Below are 17,877 nucleotides of genomic sequence, written 5' to 3'. Positions count from 1 at the left end.
GCCACCGATGCCAACAACGACGGCTACATCAACAAGGCGGAACAAGGCAGTGCCACCACCGATACGGTGAATATCGGCCTGCCGAGCAATGCCAAGGCCGGTGATACGTTGAATGTCACCATCAATGGCGTGGTGCAGAGCGGCCATGTACTGACGGCGGCTGAAATTACCGCAGGCAAAGTGGTGCTGACCCCGGCCGCCCCGGCTGATGGCAGCACGCTGACGGTGACTGCTTCGGTCAGCGACCCGGCCGGCAATACCTCGGCCAGCGCCAGCGACACTGCCAAGATTGATCTGACGGCACCGACCATTGCCATCGCCACCACGCTGTCCGGCGATGATGTAATCAATGCCGCCGAACATAATCAGTCCTTGCTGGTCAGCGGCAGCACGGTTGGTGTGGAAAATGGCCAGAAGGTGGATGTGGTGCTGAACAATGTTCACTACAGCGCGACGGTCAGCGGCAATAGCTGGTCGGTCACCGTGCCTGCCACCGATGTGGCCAAGCTGGCCGATGGCAGCGTGACGGTGACGGCAAATGTCAGCGATGCCGCCGGCAATGCCGCCACACCGGCTACCCATGCCCTGACGGTGGACACCACACTGCCCACCATCAATCTGGTATCGAATGTCACGACGACCCAGTTGTTCAATACCACTTGGGAGGCCACCAACCAGACCACCACGGCAACGACGGCGGAAGGCTGGACGCTGGTGACCAGCAACGATGTGGCACCTGGCGGTATCAATGGTTTCGAGATCTGGACCTCCAGCGACACCATGACTACGGCCAGCGGTAGCAGCTTTACCCCAGCTTCGTCTACGGGTACCGGTAACGCTCACTGGATTGAACTGAACAACTCGACCAGCAACATTATTCAGACCTTGGGCATTACCCGTACCGTTGCCACGGTGGCCGGAGCGGAATACCAGCTGTCCATGGATTTTGCTGGTCGTCCGGGCTATTCCACCGATGTCAACAAGATCGGTATCTATGTGGATGGCAAGCTGGTAGCCGAATATTCGGCGACATCGGCCAGCACGCTGGATTGGCGCAATATTTCCTTCGACTTTACCGGTACCGGTGGTAATCAGGTCATCACCATTCTGACCGATACCCCGGCCAGTGCGGTCGATGCCAATGGTCGTGGTGCCATGGTCGACAATATCGTGCTGACCCAGGGTGGCTTCCAGGCCAGCGATGCGGCAACGACCACCATTGCCCTGTCCAGCCTGATGACGGCTTCCCATCCGGTGGCCGTCAGCTCGGAAACCCTGACGCTGAATGTCAGCGGTCTGACCTCTGCCGAAGGATCGCCATCTCTGGTGCTGCATGGTACGACCTACACCCCGGATGCCTCTGGCAACCTGACGGTAACCGGCCTGAGCCTGAGTGATCTGCAAAGCGGTTCCCTGCAGTTGTCTGGCAGCTACCATGGGCAGGTCAGCTTCAATGCCACCGTGACCGCGATTGAAAGCAATGGCAATACCGCCACTTCGTCGACCGTGCCGGTGTCTTTCCTGGTCGGTGCCGGTAATGAGGTACATGGCACGGCAGGTACTGACTATCTGTACGCTGGCGCCGGCGCCACCTTGCTGCAAGGCGGGGCGGGCAACGACACCATGACTAGTGGCACTACCGGTGTGGATACCTTCAAGTGGGTGCTGGGTGACCAGGGTACGGTAGCAACGCCGGCCGTGGATACCATCATCAACTTCAAGACTGCAGCGGTGAGCAGTGGCGGGGACAAGCTGGATCTGCGTGATTTGCTGGTGGGCGAAAGCCACACTGGTATGGATGTCGGCAATCTGGGTAATTACCTGCACTTCACCACCAGCACTACCGCAGGGGTCACCAGCACGGTGATTCATGTCAGCGAAACCGGTAATCTGGCCTCGCATGAGACTCAGCAGATTGTGCTGCAGAATGTCGACCTGACCCACAGCGGCAGCACGGTGCTGACGGACACCCAGATCCTGCAAAACCTGCTGGGGAATGGCAAGCTGATCACCGACTAAGCACGCCGTAGCCCACACAGCCGACAGCCTGACACGCTGTCGGCTTTTTTATTGTGCTCAGGCTGCCGTGCTGCCGGTTCCGGGCATGGAAAAACCCCGCGTCCAGTGGCTGGAGGCGGGGTTGTGCCTGGCAGGGGGGAGGTCAGCTGATGGCCGGGCCTGTCAGACAGTGCACCCCCATTTCGATGAGGGCGGTAGCGTCTGCCGCATCGTTGACGCCCTTGGCTTCCAGTCGCACGCCCATCAGCGAGGCCATACGCAGCAGACCGCGCAGCAGGGCGGCACGGCCCTCGTCGCTGTGAATGCCCTGGGTCAGGGTATTGTCCAGTACCAGATAGCTGATGCTGGCTTCATGCGTTCGTGCCACCAGCGCCATATTGTGGCCCTGTATTTCTACCGCCAGCTGGTGACCGGCCGGGCGGATGGCGCGGCTGAAGGTGATGAAGTGCTCCCAGTGCTCGTCCAGCCCGGTTTCATGAAATTCGAAATTGATCTGGCGCTGCGGGTGTTGCTGCAGCAAGTGCAGGATGGCCGGCAGGAATTCCGGGTGATGCAGCGAGGCCGGCGACATGTTCACCGCCAGCACACCCTGTGGTCCCTGTTGTAGCGCCAGCGCCAGGGTATTGATGTCCAGCCGGTGGATCAGCCCCAGCCGGGTGGCCTGGGAAACCAGCCGCAGCGCGCCCATGGCCGGCAGCTGTCCGCTGGCCGGGCGAAACAGCATGCCCTCGTGCCACAGCACCGTCTTGTCCGGATCGCATACCGGATACCAGCGCAGCTGCAGCGAGTCATCCTGACAGGCGGTTTCCAGCAGCTGTTTCCAGTCGTAATCACTGGTCTGCTGCGGATTGTCAGCGCCGTCATCCAGTTTCCAGCTATTGAGCGGCTGGGCTTCTGCCACGGTCAGGCTATGGCTGGCGCGGGTCAGCACTTCGCCCAGCTTGTCGCCACTCTGGAAATGGGTGAGGCCGATATGGCCAAGACCAGGCTGGTCGGACAGCTCCATGGTCCAGTACACCGGCCATAACAGGCAAAGTTCATCCGCCAGCTGGCAGGCTTGCGCGGCTGCCAGTTCGGGACAGAACAGGGCAAAGTCGGCACCGCGCAGACGGGTGGCCATCCAGCCGCGATGATGCTGGCACTGGGTGGACAGATCATCGGCCACGCGCTTGAGCAGGGCATCGGTGCGGCGGCCGCCCAGGCGCTGGTTAAGCTCGGCCAGGCCGGCAATGCGGATCAGCAGCAGATGTCCGCTGGCCGGGTCCGCTTGCGGGTCGAGCAGGCTGGCGAAGCGTTGTTCGAAGGCTTCGCGGTTGGGCAGGCCGGTACTGCTGTCGGTGAGAGCGGCACGCCGCAGGCGATCCACCTCGTCGCGCAGGCCAAGCAGGTAGTTTTGCAGCCGTTCCACCATATTGTTCATTGCGCCCACCACTTCGGCCAGCTCGGGGATGCCGGGAACGGGAATGCGCATGAAGCGTTGTTCGCTGATGGCGTGTGCCTGTTCGACTACCGCATGCAGTTGTTTACGCAGGCTGCGGATATCGAAAAAGCCCAGCAGGCCGGCTGCCAGGCCAATGACCACCAGCCAGAACACGGTTTGCAGCGCGCCCAGCCAGAGCGAGTTGTAGGCATAGCCCAGATGGGCCACCACCACGATGCGGCCAGCCTGCAGCCAGCCATTGCTCACCTGGGCCTGGCCGCTTTGCGGCCTCAGCGGCAGCAGACGGTGAAACCAGGCCGGCGTATCTTCCAGGCCATTGCTATTGCGCAGGTGAATGGCGGCATCACCAGGAACGCCTTCCCAGCGTATTTCTGCGAAATGCCCTTGTTCGAAGGCCGCGCTGAGCAAGGTCTGCGCCATCACCGGGTCAGCCTTGTACTGGGTGACCATCAATGCCAGCGCGTTGGCAGTATCGGCGCTTTGGGCGCTCAGTTGCTGTTCCAGGTAATTGCGGGCGTTCAGCAGATTGGCAATCAGGGCGCCGCCAATGGATAGCGTCACCAGCAGCAGCAAAAGCAGCCACAAGCGCTGTACCAGAGAAAGTTTGCGTGTCATCACGGGCATGTTCAAAAAGAAAAGCCTTCAGTTTTCAGTTTATCCAGCAGCTGTTTCCAGCGGGTCAGCCGGTTGACATTGTTGTTCTGTGTAGCGCCCACCCAGATGCTTTCCATATTGAAACTGAATACCGGAATCAGGTCGGGGCGCTGCGAGGCGGGCTGGATGCTGGTGATCAGGTTGTCCAGAATCAGCGGTTCCACCGTGGGCGTGGGGTAGTATGCCAGCACCATGTGCGCCTGGGTGATATTGCTGCTGGGGCCACCTATGCGTGCCTTGACATAGGTCAGACGAATCTTGTCCGGCGACACGCCTAGCAGGCGCAGCGACACATATTTGCCGATGACAAAGCCCTTGCAATCCGCCATGCCCTTGCCAAAGGTTTCCAGCGGCGTGGCCCAGTAATCTTCCTGACGCCATACCTGGCTATTTTCTGCATAAGTGATGCGGCGATTGAAAAACTCGTTGACGTCTTTCAGGCGCTGGCTGTCGCTGTTACCTGCAGTATTCAGCATGTTTTGCCATTCCCGATACAGGCGCTGTGCCTGTGGCCCGTAGCGCGCTACCGTTTGTTCGCTGGGCAGGCTGCTGCCGGTGACGCCAAGGCAGAGAAACCACAACAATAAGGGCAGCACTAATAGACGTAGCACGGCAGCCGCGAGCGAACTCAGGCGTGGGTGACGCAAGGGTAATGTTCTGGCTGCGCAAAGCTGGGGCATGATCTTGATATGGAACAAAAAGTTGCAGCGTTCGGAAATTTCCGTGTGTATAATTTTATATATTGTGTTTTAGTTTTTAATTATAAATAAACAAGATATTTCATATGGGGTAGTATTAATGAGAAGTCTACAGAAATCCATCAGATTGTCAGTGGCATTGGCATTCGGCGGAATGACTGCATTACTGCCACAGCATGCCATGGCAATCGACGTCGATAATGCCGTACAGCAGGCGGTGTTGAACAACCCGGAAGTGCTGGCCAAACTGCATCAGTTTCGCGGTGCGGGACAGGATGTGAATGTAGGCCGTGCTGGTTATATGCCGACGGTCGATCTGACCTATGAATCCAACCGCCAGCGCTACGACTACGCCAGCAATGCCGGAATAGCCGATCAGAATTACACTACCCGCGGCTGGAAGCTGAGCCTGAGCCAGAACCTGTTCCAGGGCCTGCAAACCTATAACACGGTCAAACAGCTGGGTTACGATCAGCAAGTGCGCTACTTCGATTTGCTGGATACATCGGAAAGCATTGCCTTGCAAACCGTCCAGGCCTACCAGGATGTGCTGCGCTATCGTCAGCTGGTGAACAGTGCGCAGGAAAACTACGCCATTCACAAAGGCATTTACGAACAGATCGAACAGAAGGTACAGGCCGGTGTCGGCCGTCGTGTCGATCTGGAGCAGGCCGCCGGTCGTCTGGCCCTGGCCGAAACCAATCTGCTGACCGACACTTCCAATCTGCACGATGTGTCTGCCCGCTATGCCCGTCTCACCGGTAGTGAACCGCCGGCACAGCTGAACGAGCTGCCGGTGCTGACTGAAGCCTTGCCGCGCAACAACGACCTGATCAAGAATGCCGTCTTGCACAATCCGGCCTATCTGGGTGCGCTGGCGAATATCCGCTCCGCTGCTGCCGAAGTGAATATCCGCCGCGGTGCTTTCTCGCCCACGCTGGACTTGCAGGCCAGCAAGGCGCCCACCAATAACTATGACGGTTACACCGGGCGTACCAATATTTCCTCGACGGCCATCATCTTCAACATGAACCTGTTCCGTGGCGGTGCAGACCGTGCGCGGCTGGGTTCGGCTGCCGAGAAGCTGAATACCACCAGGGACTTGCGCGACAAGGTTTGCCGCGACATGCGCCAGACACTGAGCATTGCCAACAACAATATTCTCAAGCTCAAGGTGCAGATGAACTCCTTGCGTCAGCATGAACTGTCCACCGAGAAGGCACGTGATGCTTATCGCAAACAGTTCGATATCGGCCAGCGTACCCTGCTGGACGTGCTGGACAGCGAGAATGAATTGTTCGACGCCCAGCGCGCCTACATCAATGCCCAGTCTGATTACAAGGTTGCCGAAGCCACGGTGCTGGGCAACTCCGGGCGCCTGCTGGAAACACTGAGACTGAAGCCGGTGGAAAGCTTCCAGACCGACAGCAGCCTCAGCGATGAAGAGCAGAATGCCTGCAGCACGGCGTATACCGCACCGACCCTGATCGATGTGCAGTCGATCCAGGCGCGCCACTATGATGCGGCTACGGTCGAGCCGGTGGTGACCCCGCCGGCCGCAGTTGCAGCAGCTCCGGTGGCACCGCTGCAGAAAAAGGCCAAAAAGAAGAAAACCGACGCTTCGATGGCCAATTAACAGCGGCTAACTACTAGGCGTCGCGTCCTTGAGACAAGGCGCGCCGATGCCGGCAGTCCACGGGCGGGAGCAGGCAGCGCAAGGCCGCCCCGGGATTTTTGTTAGTCGTTCCGGGCTGCGGGGTCTGTTGCGCTGGTCACTGCGGCACACTGGCTTTGTCAGGCAAGAACGGGACAGCAATGTCCCGTTTTTCTTTGGGCCTGTTTTCTTTGGGTAAGCGCAGTACGGTGGTGTCAGGAGCCTGTGCAGCAGCGTCTGGCGAGCTGGTATGAGACAAGACGAAAACAACAGAAAACAAGTGGGAAGGCTGTGTTTGCCTGGAGCCAGTGAGCCTGCTGCAGGTGTGTTAACGCGGTATTACCACAGCCCGGCAGACGCGGAGCAGCTGTAAAGCGGTATGGTGCGGCTGGTCGTGTGCAGCAGCCGTCGACAAAGGCAGCACGCGCAGGGCAGGGCAGAGGTGGCCGACAGGAGAGCGGTGTGCTGCTCGCTGGCACATGCAGCGGGCACGGCAGCACCGTTCTCGTATCCGGTATTACATTAGCTGCCTGTCAGGCAATGACGCATTGCGCCAGTGCGCTTTCGCCATTGCTGGCTGATCAGGACATCTTGACGAACTTGCTTACGCGATCACCCGCGTCAGACTGCTCGGCTTCCGCGCCATTTGCCAGGTCGGCAGCTTGCGGCGGAGTGAAGGACGATTCCTGCGGCTCAGTACGCAGGCGGTGTTCCAGTTGCTGGACGGTTTCTTCCAGCACGGTCACCTTTTCCTGGGCACTGACGGCCTTGGTGCCGAACTCGTGCAGCTTGGGCAGCATCTGGTTCAGCTTGTTTTCGTTGGCCGTGTTGATGCTCAGCTGATGCGACAACTGCTTCTGGGTGGCGATCAGCTCCTGGGTCTGACGGTCATAGGCGATGGACAGCTCCAGGCGCAGGCGTTCCAGTTCGTCGCGTTCCTGTTCCCAGGATTTTTGGGCCGCATACAGATTCTGGTTGGCGATTTTCTTCGCGCATTCCCAGACGCTGGACAGCATTTCATTGTAAATCTTCGACAGTTCTTCAGGCGTATTGCCGCTCAACTGGGCTGCGGAAGCCGGCAGGACCTTGCGCCATTCTTTCAGCACCTGGCTGGCGGTTACCATGTCGATGCCAGCGAGTTCCCGGACCTTGTCAAGCGCCGGCATTTCGCTTCTCCCCGATTGCTCGTACAACAGATTGGCAATAGAAAAAATCCGATCCCTGACTTCAGTCGGCACTTGCATCCGATTATCCATTTTAACTCTCCTGTCTAATTGCACTCCTACCTGGCTTATCAGAATACCATTGTCGGAAGTGCTAAAATTGCTAACCTACAGTTTACCACCCAAAGTGGCCAAAGTGAGCCAACGCCATAAATGGTACATAAACACATTAAATCAGCCTGAGCCATGCCACGGATCGCTATTCAAGTGCGATTCAGCTGGCAGTGCCAGAGGAAATCCGCAGCTGCTACCTGCGCGGATTGTTTCGTCCATTTGTTACAAACAAGATGGTGAGGGCTGATTAGGCCGACACCATCTTCATTAATGGCTACATTACTATCCGGATGGATTATGAATGTACCGTGTTTTATTGCAGGTGATTAGCGCGTGACAGCAACTGTCATGCTAGTTTTTCAACTGCTGTTGCAGTTTTTCGATCCGTTTGTTCAAACCATCCATCTTGGTCAGCGCTTCGTCAATGGAGTGCAGTTTCTTTTGCAGTTCTTCGATGCGCAGATCGTCATTGCTCATGCTGGTCTGTGCTGCTGCCGGTTTGCTGACGGGGGCTGGCCGGGTGTCTGTGACCGGCTTGCCATGGGTCTTGGCAGAGTGCTTGCCGGCCGACTTCAACACCAGTTTTGTCTTGAGTGGCAGTTTGTCAGAATGCAGGATTTTATCAATCTGACCTTTTGATACCGCCTTGATACGGGAGGTATCGGGCAACTGGAGCAAGGCACCCTGCTTGAGCCGGTTCGGGTTGCCGCCGACAAAAGCATGTTTGTTGGCCAGGTACAGGGCAGCCATGGTCTGGTTGATGCTGCTATTGGCGGGTTTCAGCTGGCGGGCCAGGCGCCACAGGCTGGTACCACGGCTGGCTCTGATGTGCTGCGGCGCTGCGGCCGGCTTCGGCTCTGGTTTGCTGGCGGCTGCCGGGGCACTGAGCGGCTCGCTACGCACCACCGCCTCTGTTGCTGGCGGCTGCGACGGCGTGCTGACAGCAGCGGGAGTGGCTGCCGGCGCGGCGACAATGCTTGCCACTGGTGCGGCTACCGGTGTCGCCACCGGGGCCACCACAGGGCTTGCCACTGGAGCCGGTTGTGCCGGCGCGGCGACAATGTTTGCCACGGGCGCGGCTACCGGTGTTGCCACCGGGGCCACTACAGGGTTTGCCAGCGGGGCCGGTTGTGCCGGCGCGGCGACAATGCTTGCCGCAGGTGCAGCTACCGCTGTCGCCACCGGGGCCACTACAGGGTTTGCTACCGGGGCCGGCTGTGCTGGCGCAGGTGTGGCATTAGCCAGCGGCTTGCTGGCTGCCGGTGCGGTATTCGGGCTCAGAAATGCATTGTATTCCCGCACTTGCCACTTGGATAAAGCCTCGATTTTAATGGCAAAGCGCAGATGAGGCTCATCAATGGGCTGATTCGAACTGATATGGATCATGCCACCCTGATCGGAAGACAGCAGGGTAAAGCGCAGGGAAGACAGAAAGCGGGAGGAATAAACATCGGGGTCGCGGACTTCCGTATCACTGGCCAGGGCGATTCGGGCATTGTCCAGTTCTTCTGCCGAGAATCCGACCAGATTAATATCAGCCTGAAACGGTTCGCCCAGGTGTGATTTGACCTGTAAATCTCCCAGGCCGGCCAGTGCATTGGCCGAAAGAAAGGAAGATACAATCATGCTCCCCAGCTTGATTTTATCGCAACCCGACATGATATTGCTCCAAAAATGATTTCCATAAACAGGCTATGGAAGCGGCCATTGCATGGTGGCTGGCCGTTGGAAGTTTTGATTTGTTTAGTGTGCACTGCCGTTTATTATTTACCAGGCAATTATTGTGTTCCCCCGCTGTAAAACAATATTGCGAGGCTTGCTCTGGCAGGCTAATGATTTGCGGCTTTATTTATTATGTTCAGTGCGCTATTCTGTTTATTCTCGCCGTAAATGCACGGCACTTTACTGTTACAGAGCCTGACTGTTACAGAGCCTGCCACTGTTCAGCGGCCGCAAACTGAGGCCAGGTTGCCGCTTGCCGGCCCGGTGCAGGCTACTGCACAGTCCGTTGCTGGCCATTTCCGCGGACTTTTGCTGCCAGCTTCTGCCCTGGTGCGACCGCGTAACTGTAGATAGTAAAGCTGTTTTATTGCGTCTTTCCGCCGGGCTTGTCAGCGACCCATCGTTTTTTCAAAGTTTTGCCAACAATTTTCCCGATTTCTGTAACGACTTTTCCTTTAAAACAGCTCATAAATCTGTTGAGTTTGTAGGCATTGTACTGTCCTGTCAATCGCGGAAGTGCTTGTCATGCCCGAGCCCGGATTCTGCTCTGAACGTAGTGCTGGCAGGGCAGCACGGCAAGGCCTGCGGGGCGACATGGTTTGAACGCGCTTTGGGCCGGATATTGTCGGCCGGCGATGGCAAAAGCGAGACTGCCGCCGTGCCACAGACAGGCAAAAGGCCGCCCGAAGAGCGGCCCTGCCGGGGGTGGAGCGGGCTGTACGCGTCAGACGCGGAAGCGGTTCAGGCTGTCATTGAGGGCGGCCGACAAATCTTTCAGCTGCTGGGCCAGTTGGTGCGATTCCTGTACCGAGCGGTTGGTGCTGTCGTTCATCTGGGCGATCTGCTCGACATTGCGTGCCACATCCTGGCTGGCCTGGCTTTGTTCCTTGATGGCGCCGGCGACATCACCGATCTTGTCTACCGAGCGTTGTGACAGATCGCGGATCAGTTGCAGCGAGGTGGCCACCTGCTGCGTGCTGCTGACTCCGGCTTCGATGCGGGTATTGGCCTGCTGCATGCTGTGGAAGGCTTGCTGGGTATCGGTCTGCACCCCGGAAATGCGCGAGGAGATTTCGGCAGTGGCCACGCTGGTGCGTTCGGCCAGCTTGCGTACTTCATCCGCCACTACCGCAAAGCCACGCCCCATTTCGCCGGCGCGCGCCGCTTCGATGGCGGCGTTCAGTGCCAGCAGATTGGTTTGGTCGGCGATATCGCGAATCACCTTGACGATGTCGCCGATTTCGCCGGAGCGCTGGTTGAGCTGGTCGATGACGCGCGAGGTTTCGGTAATGCTGCTGGCGATCTGGCGGATTTCGGCGGCTGCCTGGATGGCCAGCTGGCTGCTTTGGGTGGCTTCACTGGTGGCATGGCGGGCCTGTTCTTCCACGCCCTGGGTGTTGTCCGACACCATGTGGATGCTGACGGTCATCTGCTCGATGCTGGCGGCACAGGCGGAGGCGGCCTCCGATTGCTGGTGCGAGGCCTTGGCCACGTAGTCGCTGACATTACCCAGCTGGTCGGCCACGCCGACCAGTTGCGAGGAATAGCCGTGCGATTCCTGGATCAGCGTGCGTACCGTACCTACCAGATCGGCTACCGAGCGGCCCATGCTGCCCAGCTCATTGCGGCCCAGATCGGGAAACTGGTGCGTCAGGTCACGGCTTTGAGCCAGGTGCTGGCTGCTGTCGCGCATGCTGTTGAGTGGGTGGCGGATGGAACGGATGATCAGCCAGGACAGGGCAAGGCCCAGCAGCAGGGCGATGGCCAGCAGGGCCAGTACCGCAGTGCGGACCGAGGACGACGTGGTGTTGATCTGGCTGCCCAGTGCGTCCACGGCTTCCACGGCCGACTTGCTGATGGTTTGCAGCATGTCTTCCATCTGGTGCACGTTTTCCTTGTACTTGCCGATGGCGGCATTCCCGTCGGCCGGTGTGGCGATGCTGCCAGCTTCCACCTGGGTACTGACTGCGGTGAAGCCATCAGCATAGGCTTGCAGCAATTCGCCCTGCCGGGTGACCGGGCCGGTGAGGCTGGCGCTCAGGCTGTTATTGCCGGCGTTCAGCTCCTGCAGCAGGACTTTTACCGTGTCCTGGGCCTTGCCATAGGTTTCTTTCCACTTGCCCAGATATTCGCTGCGTTTTTCCACAGAGGCGACATTGAGAAAATAGTCTTTTTCGAAACGGCGCAGATTGCCCATGTGCACGCGCAGTTGCGATACATCACGGAAAAACACCAGTTCATGACTGGAGACGTCGTCGACGCGCTGGTCTATACGGCCCAGCCCCTGCATGGTGATGCTGCCGATAATGGCCAGCGCCACCAGCAACAGGCTGAAGCCCATGGTGATGCGCGCGGCGATGGATAGATTTTTCATTGGATTCCCCGAACCTCGTAGCCAGACAGATGGATGACGAATGGGTGTTTGCATGCCTTTGTAATCAACATTCCGTCATTCAAATGACTGGCTGATTACGCCAGGGGTCAGACTGATTTTTCTTGTTGTCGCCATCGTCGCCGTGACCATGCCTGCCACACCCGGACGGCACATTAGCATGGTATAGCTTAACAATCACCCCTTGTTATCACCTTGTCCGCTTGGTAACGCCAGGCCGACTGCCTGGTAGGTATTGGACCAAAGAGCAGCTGTTAAGGTATTCAAGTCCATATTTCGTAATTCGGCCATGATCATGGCGAATTTTTGCAGATTGGCCGGGGTATTGGGCTGCTGCGTGGCCCATTGCGGGCGGATGTCGGGGGCGTCGGTTTCCAGTACCAGTGCCTCCAGCGGCAGGGTGGCGGCCAGTTCACGGATACGGCGCGAGCCGCTATAGCTCATGGCACCGCCAAAGCCCAGCTTGAAACCCAGCTGGATAAAGGCATCGGCTTGTTGCCGGCTGCCATTGAAGGCGTGGGCAATGCCTCCGGGCACCGGGATCTGGCGCAGGTATTTGAGGATGCGGTCCTGTGCACGGCGCACATGCAGCAGCACGGGCAGATTGTATTTGCGTGCCAGTTTCAGCTGCTCCACCAGCAATTGCTCCTGGCGGGTGGCATCCAGTCCCGGCACATAGTAGTCCAGCCCGATTTCACCTACCGCCACCGGGGCATGCTGTTGCAGGTGCTGTTCCAGCAGTTGCAGGTGCTCATCCATGTGGCGTTGCAGATAGATGGGATGCAGGCCGAAGGCAATCCAGCAGCCATAGCGCTGGCGCATGGCCAGGCTGTCGGCAAAGCTGTCGCTGTGGATGGAGGGCAGCAGCAACTGGCCAATGCCGGCGGCTTGTGCGGCGGCGACGATGGCATCGCGCTGGCCGTCGAATTCCGGCGCATCCAGATGGCAGTGCGAGTCGATCAGGCAGCAGCCGGGTGCAGGCTGAAAGCGCATGGCGGGCTCCACGGGGTGAAGGCGCATGTTGTAACACGATCCGGCCGCTGCCGGCTATGGCGGCTCGTGCGCTACTGCTGGGCGCCGCTGACAAGAAGCTTGCGGCGGGGTGGCGCCTCCTGGCCGTACTCTTTGTCCTGTCCGGCGCCGCCAGGCTATTTGCTTAGCCGTTTTCAGCGGCTGGTCAGCAGCCGCATGAAATGGCCAATCGACATCGGCTTGCCAAACAGATAACCCTGGAAGGCGCGACAGTGCTGTTGCAACAGGAACTGGCGCTGGCTGGCGGTTTCCACCCCTTCGGCAATCACTTGCAATTGCATGCTGCCGGCCAGGGCGACAATGGTGCGGATAATTGAGATGTCGTTGACATTGTTATCGATGTCGCGCACGAAGGACTGGTCGATCTTCAGCTGGTCCAGCGGCAGGCGCTTGATGTAGGACAGCGAGGAATAACCGGTGCCAAAGTCGTCCAGCGAAAAGCCCAGGCCATCCTGTTTCAGTGCCTGCATCTTGCGCACGGTGTCGTCCACATCCTGCAGCAGCAGGCTTTCGGTCAGTTCCAGCTTCAGTTTGCGCGCCGGTGCGCCGCTTTGCTGCAGGGCCATCCTGACCATGGCCACGAAGCCGGGCTGATGGAACTGGCGGGCGCTGACATTGACCGACAGTTCCAGCTGGGCGGTGGCCGGATTGGCTGCCCAGGCTGCCAGCTGGCGACAGGCGGTGTACAAGACCCATTCGCCCAGCGGCACGATCAGGCCGGATTCTTCGGCCAGCGGGATAAAGCTGGCCGGTGTCACCAGGCCGTAGTCCGGTCGTTGCCAGCGCAGCAGGGCTTCGGCTCCGGTGATGTGGCCGTCGGCGTCCACCTGTGGTTGGTAGAACAGCTGGAATTCCTGTTGTTGCAGGCCACGGCGCAGGTCGGCTTCCAGCTCGGCGCGGGCGGAGACCGCCTGCTGCATTTCCGGATCGAAAAAGCGCAGGGTATTGCGTCCGGCAGCCTTGGCCTGGTACATGGCCAGATCGGCCCGCTTCAGTAGCTCTTCCACCGTGGTGGTATTGCCGAAGAACAGTACCGCACCCAGGCTGCAGGTATTGTGGTGGGTGCCTTCCAGCATGGGGTAGGGGCGGGCGAGCGAGTCCAGTATGCGCTGGCCCAGCTCGCGGGTTTGTTGCGCGGCCTGCTGTTGTTGCGGGCTGAGTCTTTCCAGCATGACCACGAATTCATCGCCCCCCAGCCGCGCCACGGTATCGCCGTTGCGCAGACAGTCATTCAGGCGCAGTGCCACTTCCTGCAGCAGGCGGTCGCCCATGTCGTGGCCCAGGGTGTCGTTGAGGGTCTTGAAGTTGTCCAGATCGATAAACAGCAGGGCGCCGGTTTGCTGGTTGCGCGCGCTATTGTCCAGCGCCACCTGTAACCGGTCCAGCAGCAGGCGGCGGTTGGGCAGCTGGGTGAGCGGGTCGTAAAAGGCCAGCCGCTTGATCTTGTCTTCCGCTGCCTTGCGCTGGGTGATGTCGCTCATGGTGCCGACGTAATGACTGACCTTGCCATCGTCGCCCAGCACCGCGCTGATGCTCAGCCATTCCGGGTAGATTTCGCCGTTCTTGCGGCGGTTCCAGATTTCCCCCTGCCAGGCACCCAGTTCGCGCAGGCTGTACCACAGGCGGCGGTAGAAGGCCGGGTCGTGCCGCCCGGATTGCAGGATGCTGATCTTGCGTCCCACCACATCTTCGGCCTGGTAGCCGGTGATTTTGCTGAAGGCGCTGTTCACTCGCAGGATGACAGTATGGCAGTCGGTGACCACCATGCCTTCCTGGGCTTCGAAGGCCGTGGCGGCAATGCGCAGCAGCTGTTCGGCATGCTTGCGTTCGGAAATATCGCGCGAGGAAGCATACAGATAGCGCCGGCCGCCAATATTCATGGCCTTGGCATTGACCTCTACCTCGATCTGGCTGCCATCCTTGCGGCGGTGGCGTGTTTCGAAGTGATAGCCCTGTCCGCTTTCGTCCTGCAGCAGCTGCGCGAACAAGCCGGGCGGCACGGTGTCATTCCAGTCGGACAGTTGCCACTGCTGCTGGCGCATTTCATCCGGCACATAACCCAGCATGCTGGCGAAGGAATCGCTGAATTCGGTGAGCCGGCCATTTTCATCCAGGATGTGGATGCCGTCTGCCGCCGTTTGCAACAGCGCTGCCTGGCGCATGGTTTCTGCCAGCGCCGCGTGTTCGGCCGCCTGACGATCCGAGGTTTCCTGTGCCAGTGCGCGGGTGCGCAGTGCCACCAGCAAGGCCAGTTCGGCGCGGTGGCGGCGCAGCTCCAGCATCTGCCAGGCCAGCCAGCCCAGCAGAATGCTGATGCCCAGCACCAGCGCACTATTGATCGCGATGCGCTGCTGGTTGCGCCAGCCATCCTGTGGCTGCACATCCAGCGTCCACACCCCGTTCGGCATATTGATGTGGTAATGCACTGGATCGTCCAGCGCCTGGCTCTTGCTGTCTGCGCCGGCAATGATCTGCACCTGTTTGGTGTCCGGATGCAGTCGCCACAAACGGTATTGATAGCCGCGCTGTGGTAGCCAGTTCAGCCCGGCCCCTTGCAGTACATCGGGAAAACGCACCAGGGCGATGGCAAAGCCCCAGAAGTGCGGTTTGCCATTGTTGTCATGGCCAATGAAGATGGGCAGGCGGCCCACGGCGCCGATGCCGCCCTGCAATAGCGGAAAGGGTCCGGCCAGGGTCATCTGGCCGGTATCGCGCGCCATGAAGGCTTCCTTGTTGCGCGCCGGGTCGGCCAGCAGATTGTGGCCGATGGCCTTTTCATTGCCCTTGAGCGGATAAATCTGCTGCACCACACCGGCAGGCGCCAGTTGCAGCGACATCACACCGGGGTAGTAGATGATGAGCGGGCGGGCAAAGGTGTCAAACTCGTTCAGCTGGCCACGGCCCTGCCGCACCATGGCGCCGAGGGCATAGGTGGACGACAGGGCGCGGTCAATGGCAACCCTTACCGCATTGCCACGGTCGCTGGCATCGGCCAGCGCCTGGGAGCGGGCGACGTTTTCGTCTTGCCGCGCGGCAACATACACCACGCTCATGCCGACAAGGCAGGCAAGCAGGGCGACCAGCAGGCTGATCAGCCAGGAGCGCCAGATTTTATTCACGGTAGCCAGTACAGAAGGATGAAAAACAGCAGCGCAGTGGCCCGATCGGCTTGCCGCCAGACCATGGCAGGCCGCCTGCTCATACAGCTCGCTAGTTTACTGAGCAATTTCCGAGCTTGTCATGCCAATTGCAAGCCATCTCACACTCTTTTGCGCGATATCAGGCTGTTTACACGAACAGGGCCGCCACGACCCCGCTGAAGGCCACCACGATGGACAACATATAGAGCTGGAAAGTGTGCTGATAGTAATGACCGGCCCGCTGCAGCGGATAGCGGTTGTTCAGCAGCCGGTACAGCACCAGCAGCATCATGCTGATGGCGGCAACCAGCGTGAGCGCCACCACCCAGTCGGCGCGGCTCTGGATGGCGGATTCACCATTGTCATTGGTGGCCCACTGGCCAAGAAAGCCAAGCAGAAAGCCGAGAATGATGCCGAGCGAGGTCACCATGGGCTGGCGGAAGTCGCGAATATCCTGGTTCATGTCTGGTGTGGGTTCGGTCATGGCGTGCCTGCTGTTGTTTGTCCGCCAGACAGTGTAATTTGTCCTTCCAGGCCCGGCCAGCCAGCTCTGCCGGGTAGCCTACGTGGAGCAAATCGATGCGCGGTCTGCCGGTGTTGTTGCTATGGTTCGCGGGCTTGTCATGCGCAGCGCCGGTGCGTGCTGCGGTGGTGTCAATCAGTGTGGCGGATAGCGCTGGCCCGGCTTGCGAGCTGCTGGCCGTGGCGCTGACGCAGCACACGCAGAGCCATTCGGTGTGGGATGCGCTGGGTGGCTGGGGGCCGGGCGCTGCGCACCTTACCGCTAACCGGGCAGATTTCTACCTGTTCCGGCCATCCAGCGGCCAACTGCGCAAATTACTGAGCCTGGATGCACCCGCACGCTGGCGGCAGTCGGATCGCTATCAGATGCGCCCGCGTATTCTGCCGGATGGCAGCTTGCTGTTCAGCCTGCACGGCTGCCCGCCGCAGCAGGAAAACTGCACCGAGCAGCAATACTACCAACTGTCGGCCGACGGGGCTTACCAGCAAATTTCGGCCTGGCCTGCGGCATCGGCTCAAGAGTCGGCCAATCTGCGGCAATGCACCAGTTTGCAGAGCTATCAGGGCGGCAAGACCCTGATCAATATCGGCCCAAGCGGCGGCCCCTGGCGGCCGGTGCTGCAACTGGAAGGCAGCGTACTGCGGCCATTTGCCGCGCCTGTGCCCTGAACCGGGCGGCAATCCCTGCGCTGCCACTGCCCCCTCTGTCTGGCTGCATCACTCTCCCTGCGACAATTGGTCACATCCCAAGCGGGTGGCAAATTGCTAATCTCGCCCCGGCAGCTGAGCAAACAATTGTTTGCCAGCCGCGCAGCAGGCCTGTTTTGTGTTCCCCACCAGCCGGAATGGGCTTGCCAACAAGATGGCAGGCAAGCCGCGGCTTTGACCTGACCCGCATTCCATTCCGTTGTTCACTTGGGAAACATCATGCAATACCATCAGAAGCCTGCCGTACTGGCAGTCACCCTGGCCTTGGCTGCGCTGTGTCAGAGCGCGCTGGCCGAAGACAATAATGCTTTGCAAAGCATGCCGGAGGTGGTGGTTCACGGCACGCGCCCGGACAGCCTGGCCGATGGCAGCACGCTCGACGCGGCCCAGCTGGCCGCCCAGAAAGCCCGCAGCAGCGACAGCGCCCAGCTGCTGCAGGATATTCCCGGTCTCAGCCTGCATGGCGCGGGTGGTTTTTCCAGCCTGCCGGTGTTGCGCGGTCTGGCCGACGACCGCCTGCTGGTCAAGACTGATGGCATCAGCCTGATTGCCTCCTGTCCCAATCATATGAACTCGCCCTTGTCCTATATGGATGCCAGCAAGGTGGACAGCGTGCAG

General features: G+C 59.5%; 12 protein-coding genes. 4 read left to right on the top strand and 8 right to left on the bottom strand.

From position 1 onward, the window contains the following. Positions 1-2,019: type I secretion C-terminal target domain-containing protein (locus EAY64_RS12090; protein ID WP_122081956.1), on the top strand; the 2,019-nt coding region annotated here is incomplete at its 5' end. Between the two features lie 142 nt (positions 2,020-2,161). On the opposite strand, the gene EAY64_RS12085 is transcribed toward EAY64_RS12090, so the two are convergent. Together EAY64_RS12085 and EAY64_RS12080 are read right to left on the bottom strand one after the other, a co-directional pair. Then, on the bottom strand, positions 2,162-4,075 hold the full coding sequence (locus tag EAY64_RS12085; protein WP_103525014.1) for a bifunctional diguanylate cyclase/phosphodiesterase: 1,914 nt from the start codon (positions 4,073-4,075) through the stop codon (positions 2,162-2,164). Between the two features lie 11 nt (positions 4,076-4,086). Next, entirely contained in the window at positions 4,087-4,725 is a 639-nt protein-coding gene (locus EAY64_RS12080) for a transglutaminase-like cysteine peptidase (protein WP_226034469.1), read from the bottom strand. A 268-nt stretch (positions 4,726-4,993) separates the two neighbouring features. Between EAY64_RS12080 and EAY64_RS12075 the strand changes: the two genes are divergently transcribed. Beyond that, positions 4,994-6,448: a TolC family outer membrane protein gene (locus EAY64_RS12075; RefSeq protein ID WP_226034468.1), complete on the top strand. Its 1,455-nt coding sequence runs from the start codon at positions 4,994-4,996 to the stop codon at positions 6,446-6,448. 599 nt (positions 6,449-7,047) lie between these two features. On the opposite strand, the gene EAY64_RS12070 is transcribed toward EAY64_RS12075, so the two are convergent. The 6 genes from EAY64_RS12070 to EAY64_RS12045 form a co-directional block, all read right to left on the bottom strand. Beyond that, complete coding sequence (locus EAY64_RS12070) at positions 7,048-7,710, bottom strand: DNA-binding protein (protein WP_226034471.1); 663 nt, start codon at positions 7,708-7,710, stop codon at positions 7,048-7,050. A gap of 384 nt (positions 7,711-8,094) precedes the next feature. Next, on the bottom strand, positions 8,095-9,369 hold the full coding sequence (locus EAY64_RS12065; RefSeq protein WP_147456218.1) for a type IV pilus assembly protein FimV: 1,275 nt from the start codon (positions 9,367-9,369) through the stop codon (positions 8,095-8,097). A gap of 820 nt (positions 9,370-10,189) precedes the next feature. Beyond that, complete coding sequence (locus EAY64_RS12060; RefSeq protein WP_158604679.1) at positions 10,190-11,839, bottom strand: methyl-accepting chemotaxis protein; 1,650 nt, start codon at positions 11,837-11,839, stop codon at positions 10,190-10,192. Positions 11,840-12,034: 195 nt separating this feature from the next. After that, complete coding sequence (locus EAY64_RS12055) at positions 12,035-12,850, bottom strand: TatD family hydrolase (protein ID WP_103525008.1); 816 nt, start codon at positions 12,848-12,850, stop codon at positions 12,035-12,037. Between the two features lie 173 nt (positions 12,851-13,023). Further along, complete coding sequence (locus tag EAY64_RS12050) at positions 13,024-16,008, bottom strand: bifunctional diguanylate cyclase/phosphodiesterase (RefSeq protein WP_103525007.1); 2,985 nt, start codon at positions 16,006-16,008, stop codon at positions 13,024-13,026. Positions 16,009-16,177: 169 nt separating this feature from the next. Then, positions 16,178-16,513, bottom strand: coding sequence for a hypothetical protein (locus tag EAY64_RS12045; protein ID WP_103525006.1), 336 nt, complete (start codon positions 16,511-16,513; stop codon positions 16,178-16,180). A 95-nt stretch (positions 16,514-16,608) separates the two neighbouring features. Between EAY64_RS12045 and EAY64_RS12040 the strand changes: the two genes are divergently transcribed. Further along, positions 16,609-17,220, top strand: coding sequence for a hypothetical protein (locus EAY64_RS12040; protein ID WP_103525005.1), 612 nt, complete (start codon positions 16,609-16,611; stop codon positions 17,218-17,220). A 258-nt stretch (positions 17,221-17,478) separates the two neighbouring features. Then, the coding region (locus EAY64_RS12035; protein WP_199734438.1) for a TonB-dependent receptor plug domain-containing protein at positions 17,479-17,877 on the top strand (399 nt) is incomplete at its 3' end.

This window comes from Aquitalea palustris (assembly GCF_003693445.1).
Classification (GTDB): domain Bacteria; phylum Pseudomonadota; class Gammaproteobacteria; order Burkholderiales; family Chromobacteriaceae; genus Aquitalea; species Aquitalea palustris.
This window is presented reverse-complemented; position numbering and strand designations above follow the sequence as displayed.

Excerpts from the sequence above, each read along its gene's own strand:
- EAY64_RS12040 (WP_103525005.1), top strand. The coding sequence starts at position 16,609 with ATGCGCGGTCTGCCGGTGTTGTTGCTATGGTTCGCGGGCTTGTCATGC.
- EAY64_RS12060 (WP_158604679.1), bottom strand. The coding sequence starts at position 11,839 with ATGAAAAATCTATCCATCGCCGCGCGCATCACCATGGGCTTCAGCCTG.
- EAY64_RS12085 (WP_103525014.1), bottom strand. The coding sequence starts at position 4,075 with ATGACACGCAAACTTTCTCTGGTACAGCGCTTGTGGCTGCTTTTGCTG.
- EAY64_RS12045 (WP_103525006.1), bottom strand. The coding sequence starts at position 16,513 with ATGACCGAACCCACACCAGACATGAACCAGGATATTCGCGACTTCCGC.
- EAY64_RS12070 (WP_226034471.1), bottom strand. The coding sequence starts at position 7,710 with ATGCAAGTGCCGACTGAAGTCAGGGATCGGATTTTTTCTATTGCCAAT.
- EAY64_RS12065 (WP_147456218.1), bottom strand. The coding sequence starts at position 9,369 with ATGATTGTATCTTCCTTTCTTTCGGCCAATGCACTGGCCGGCCTGGGA.
- EAY64_RS12075 (WP_226034468.1), top strand. The coding sequence starts at position 4,994 with ATGGCAATCGACGTCGATAATGCCGTACAGCAGGCGGTGTTGAACAAC.
- EAY64_RS12055 (WP_103525008.1), bottom strand. The coding sequence starts at position 12,850 with ATGCGCTTTCAGCCTGCACCCGGCTGCTGCCTGATCGACTCGCACTGC.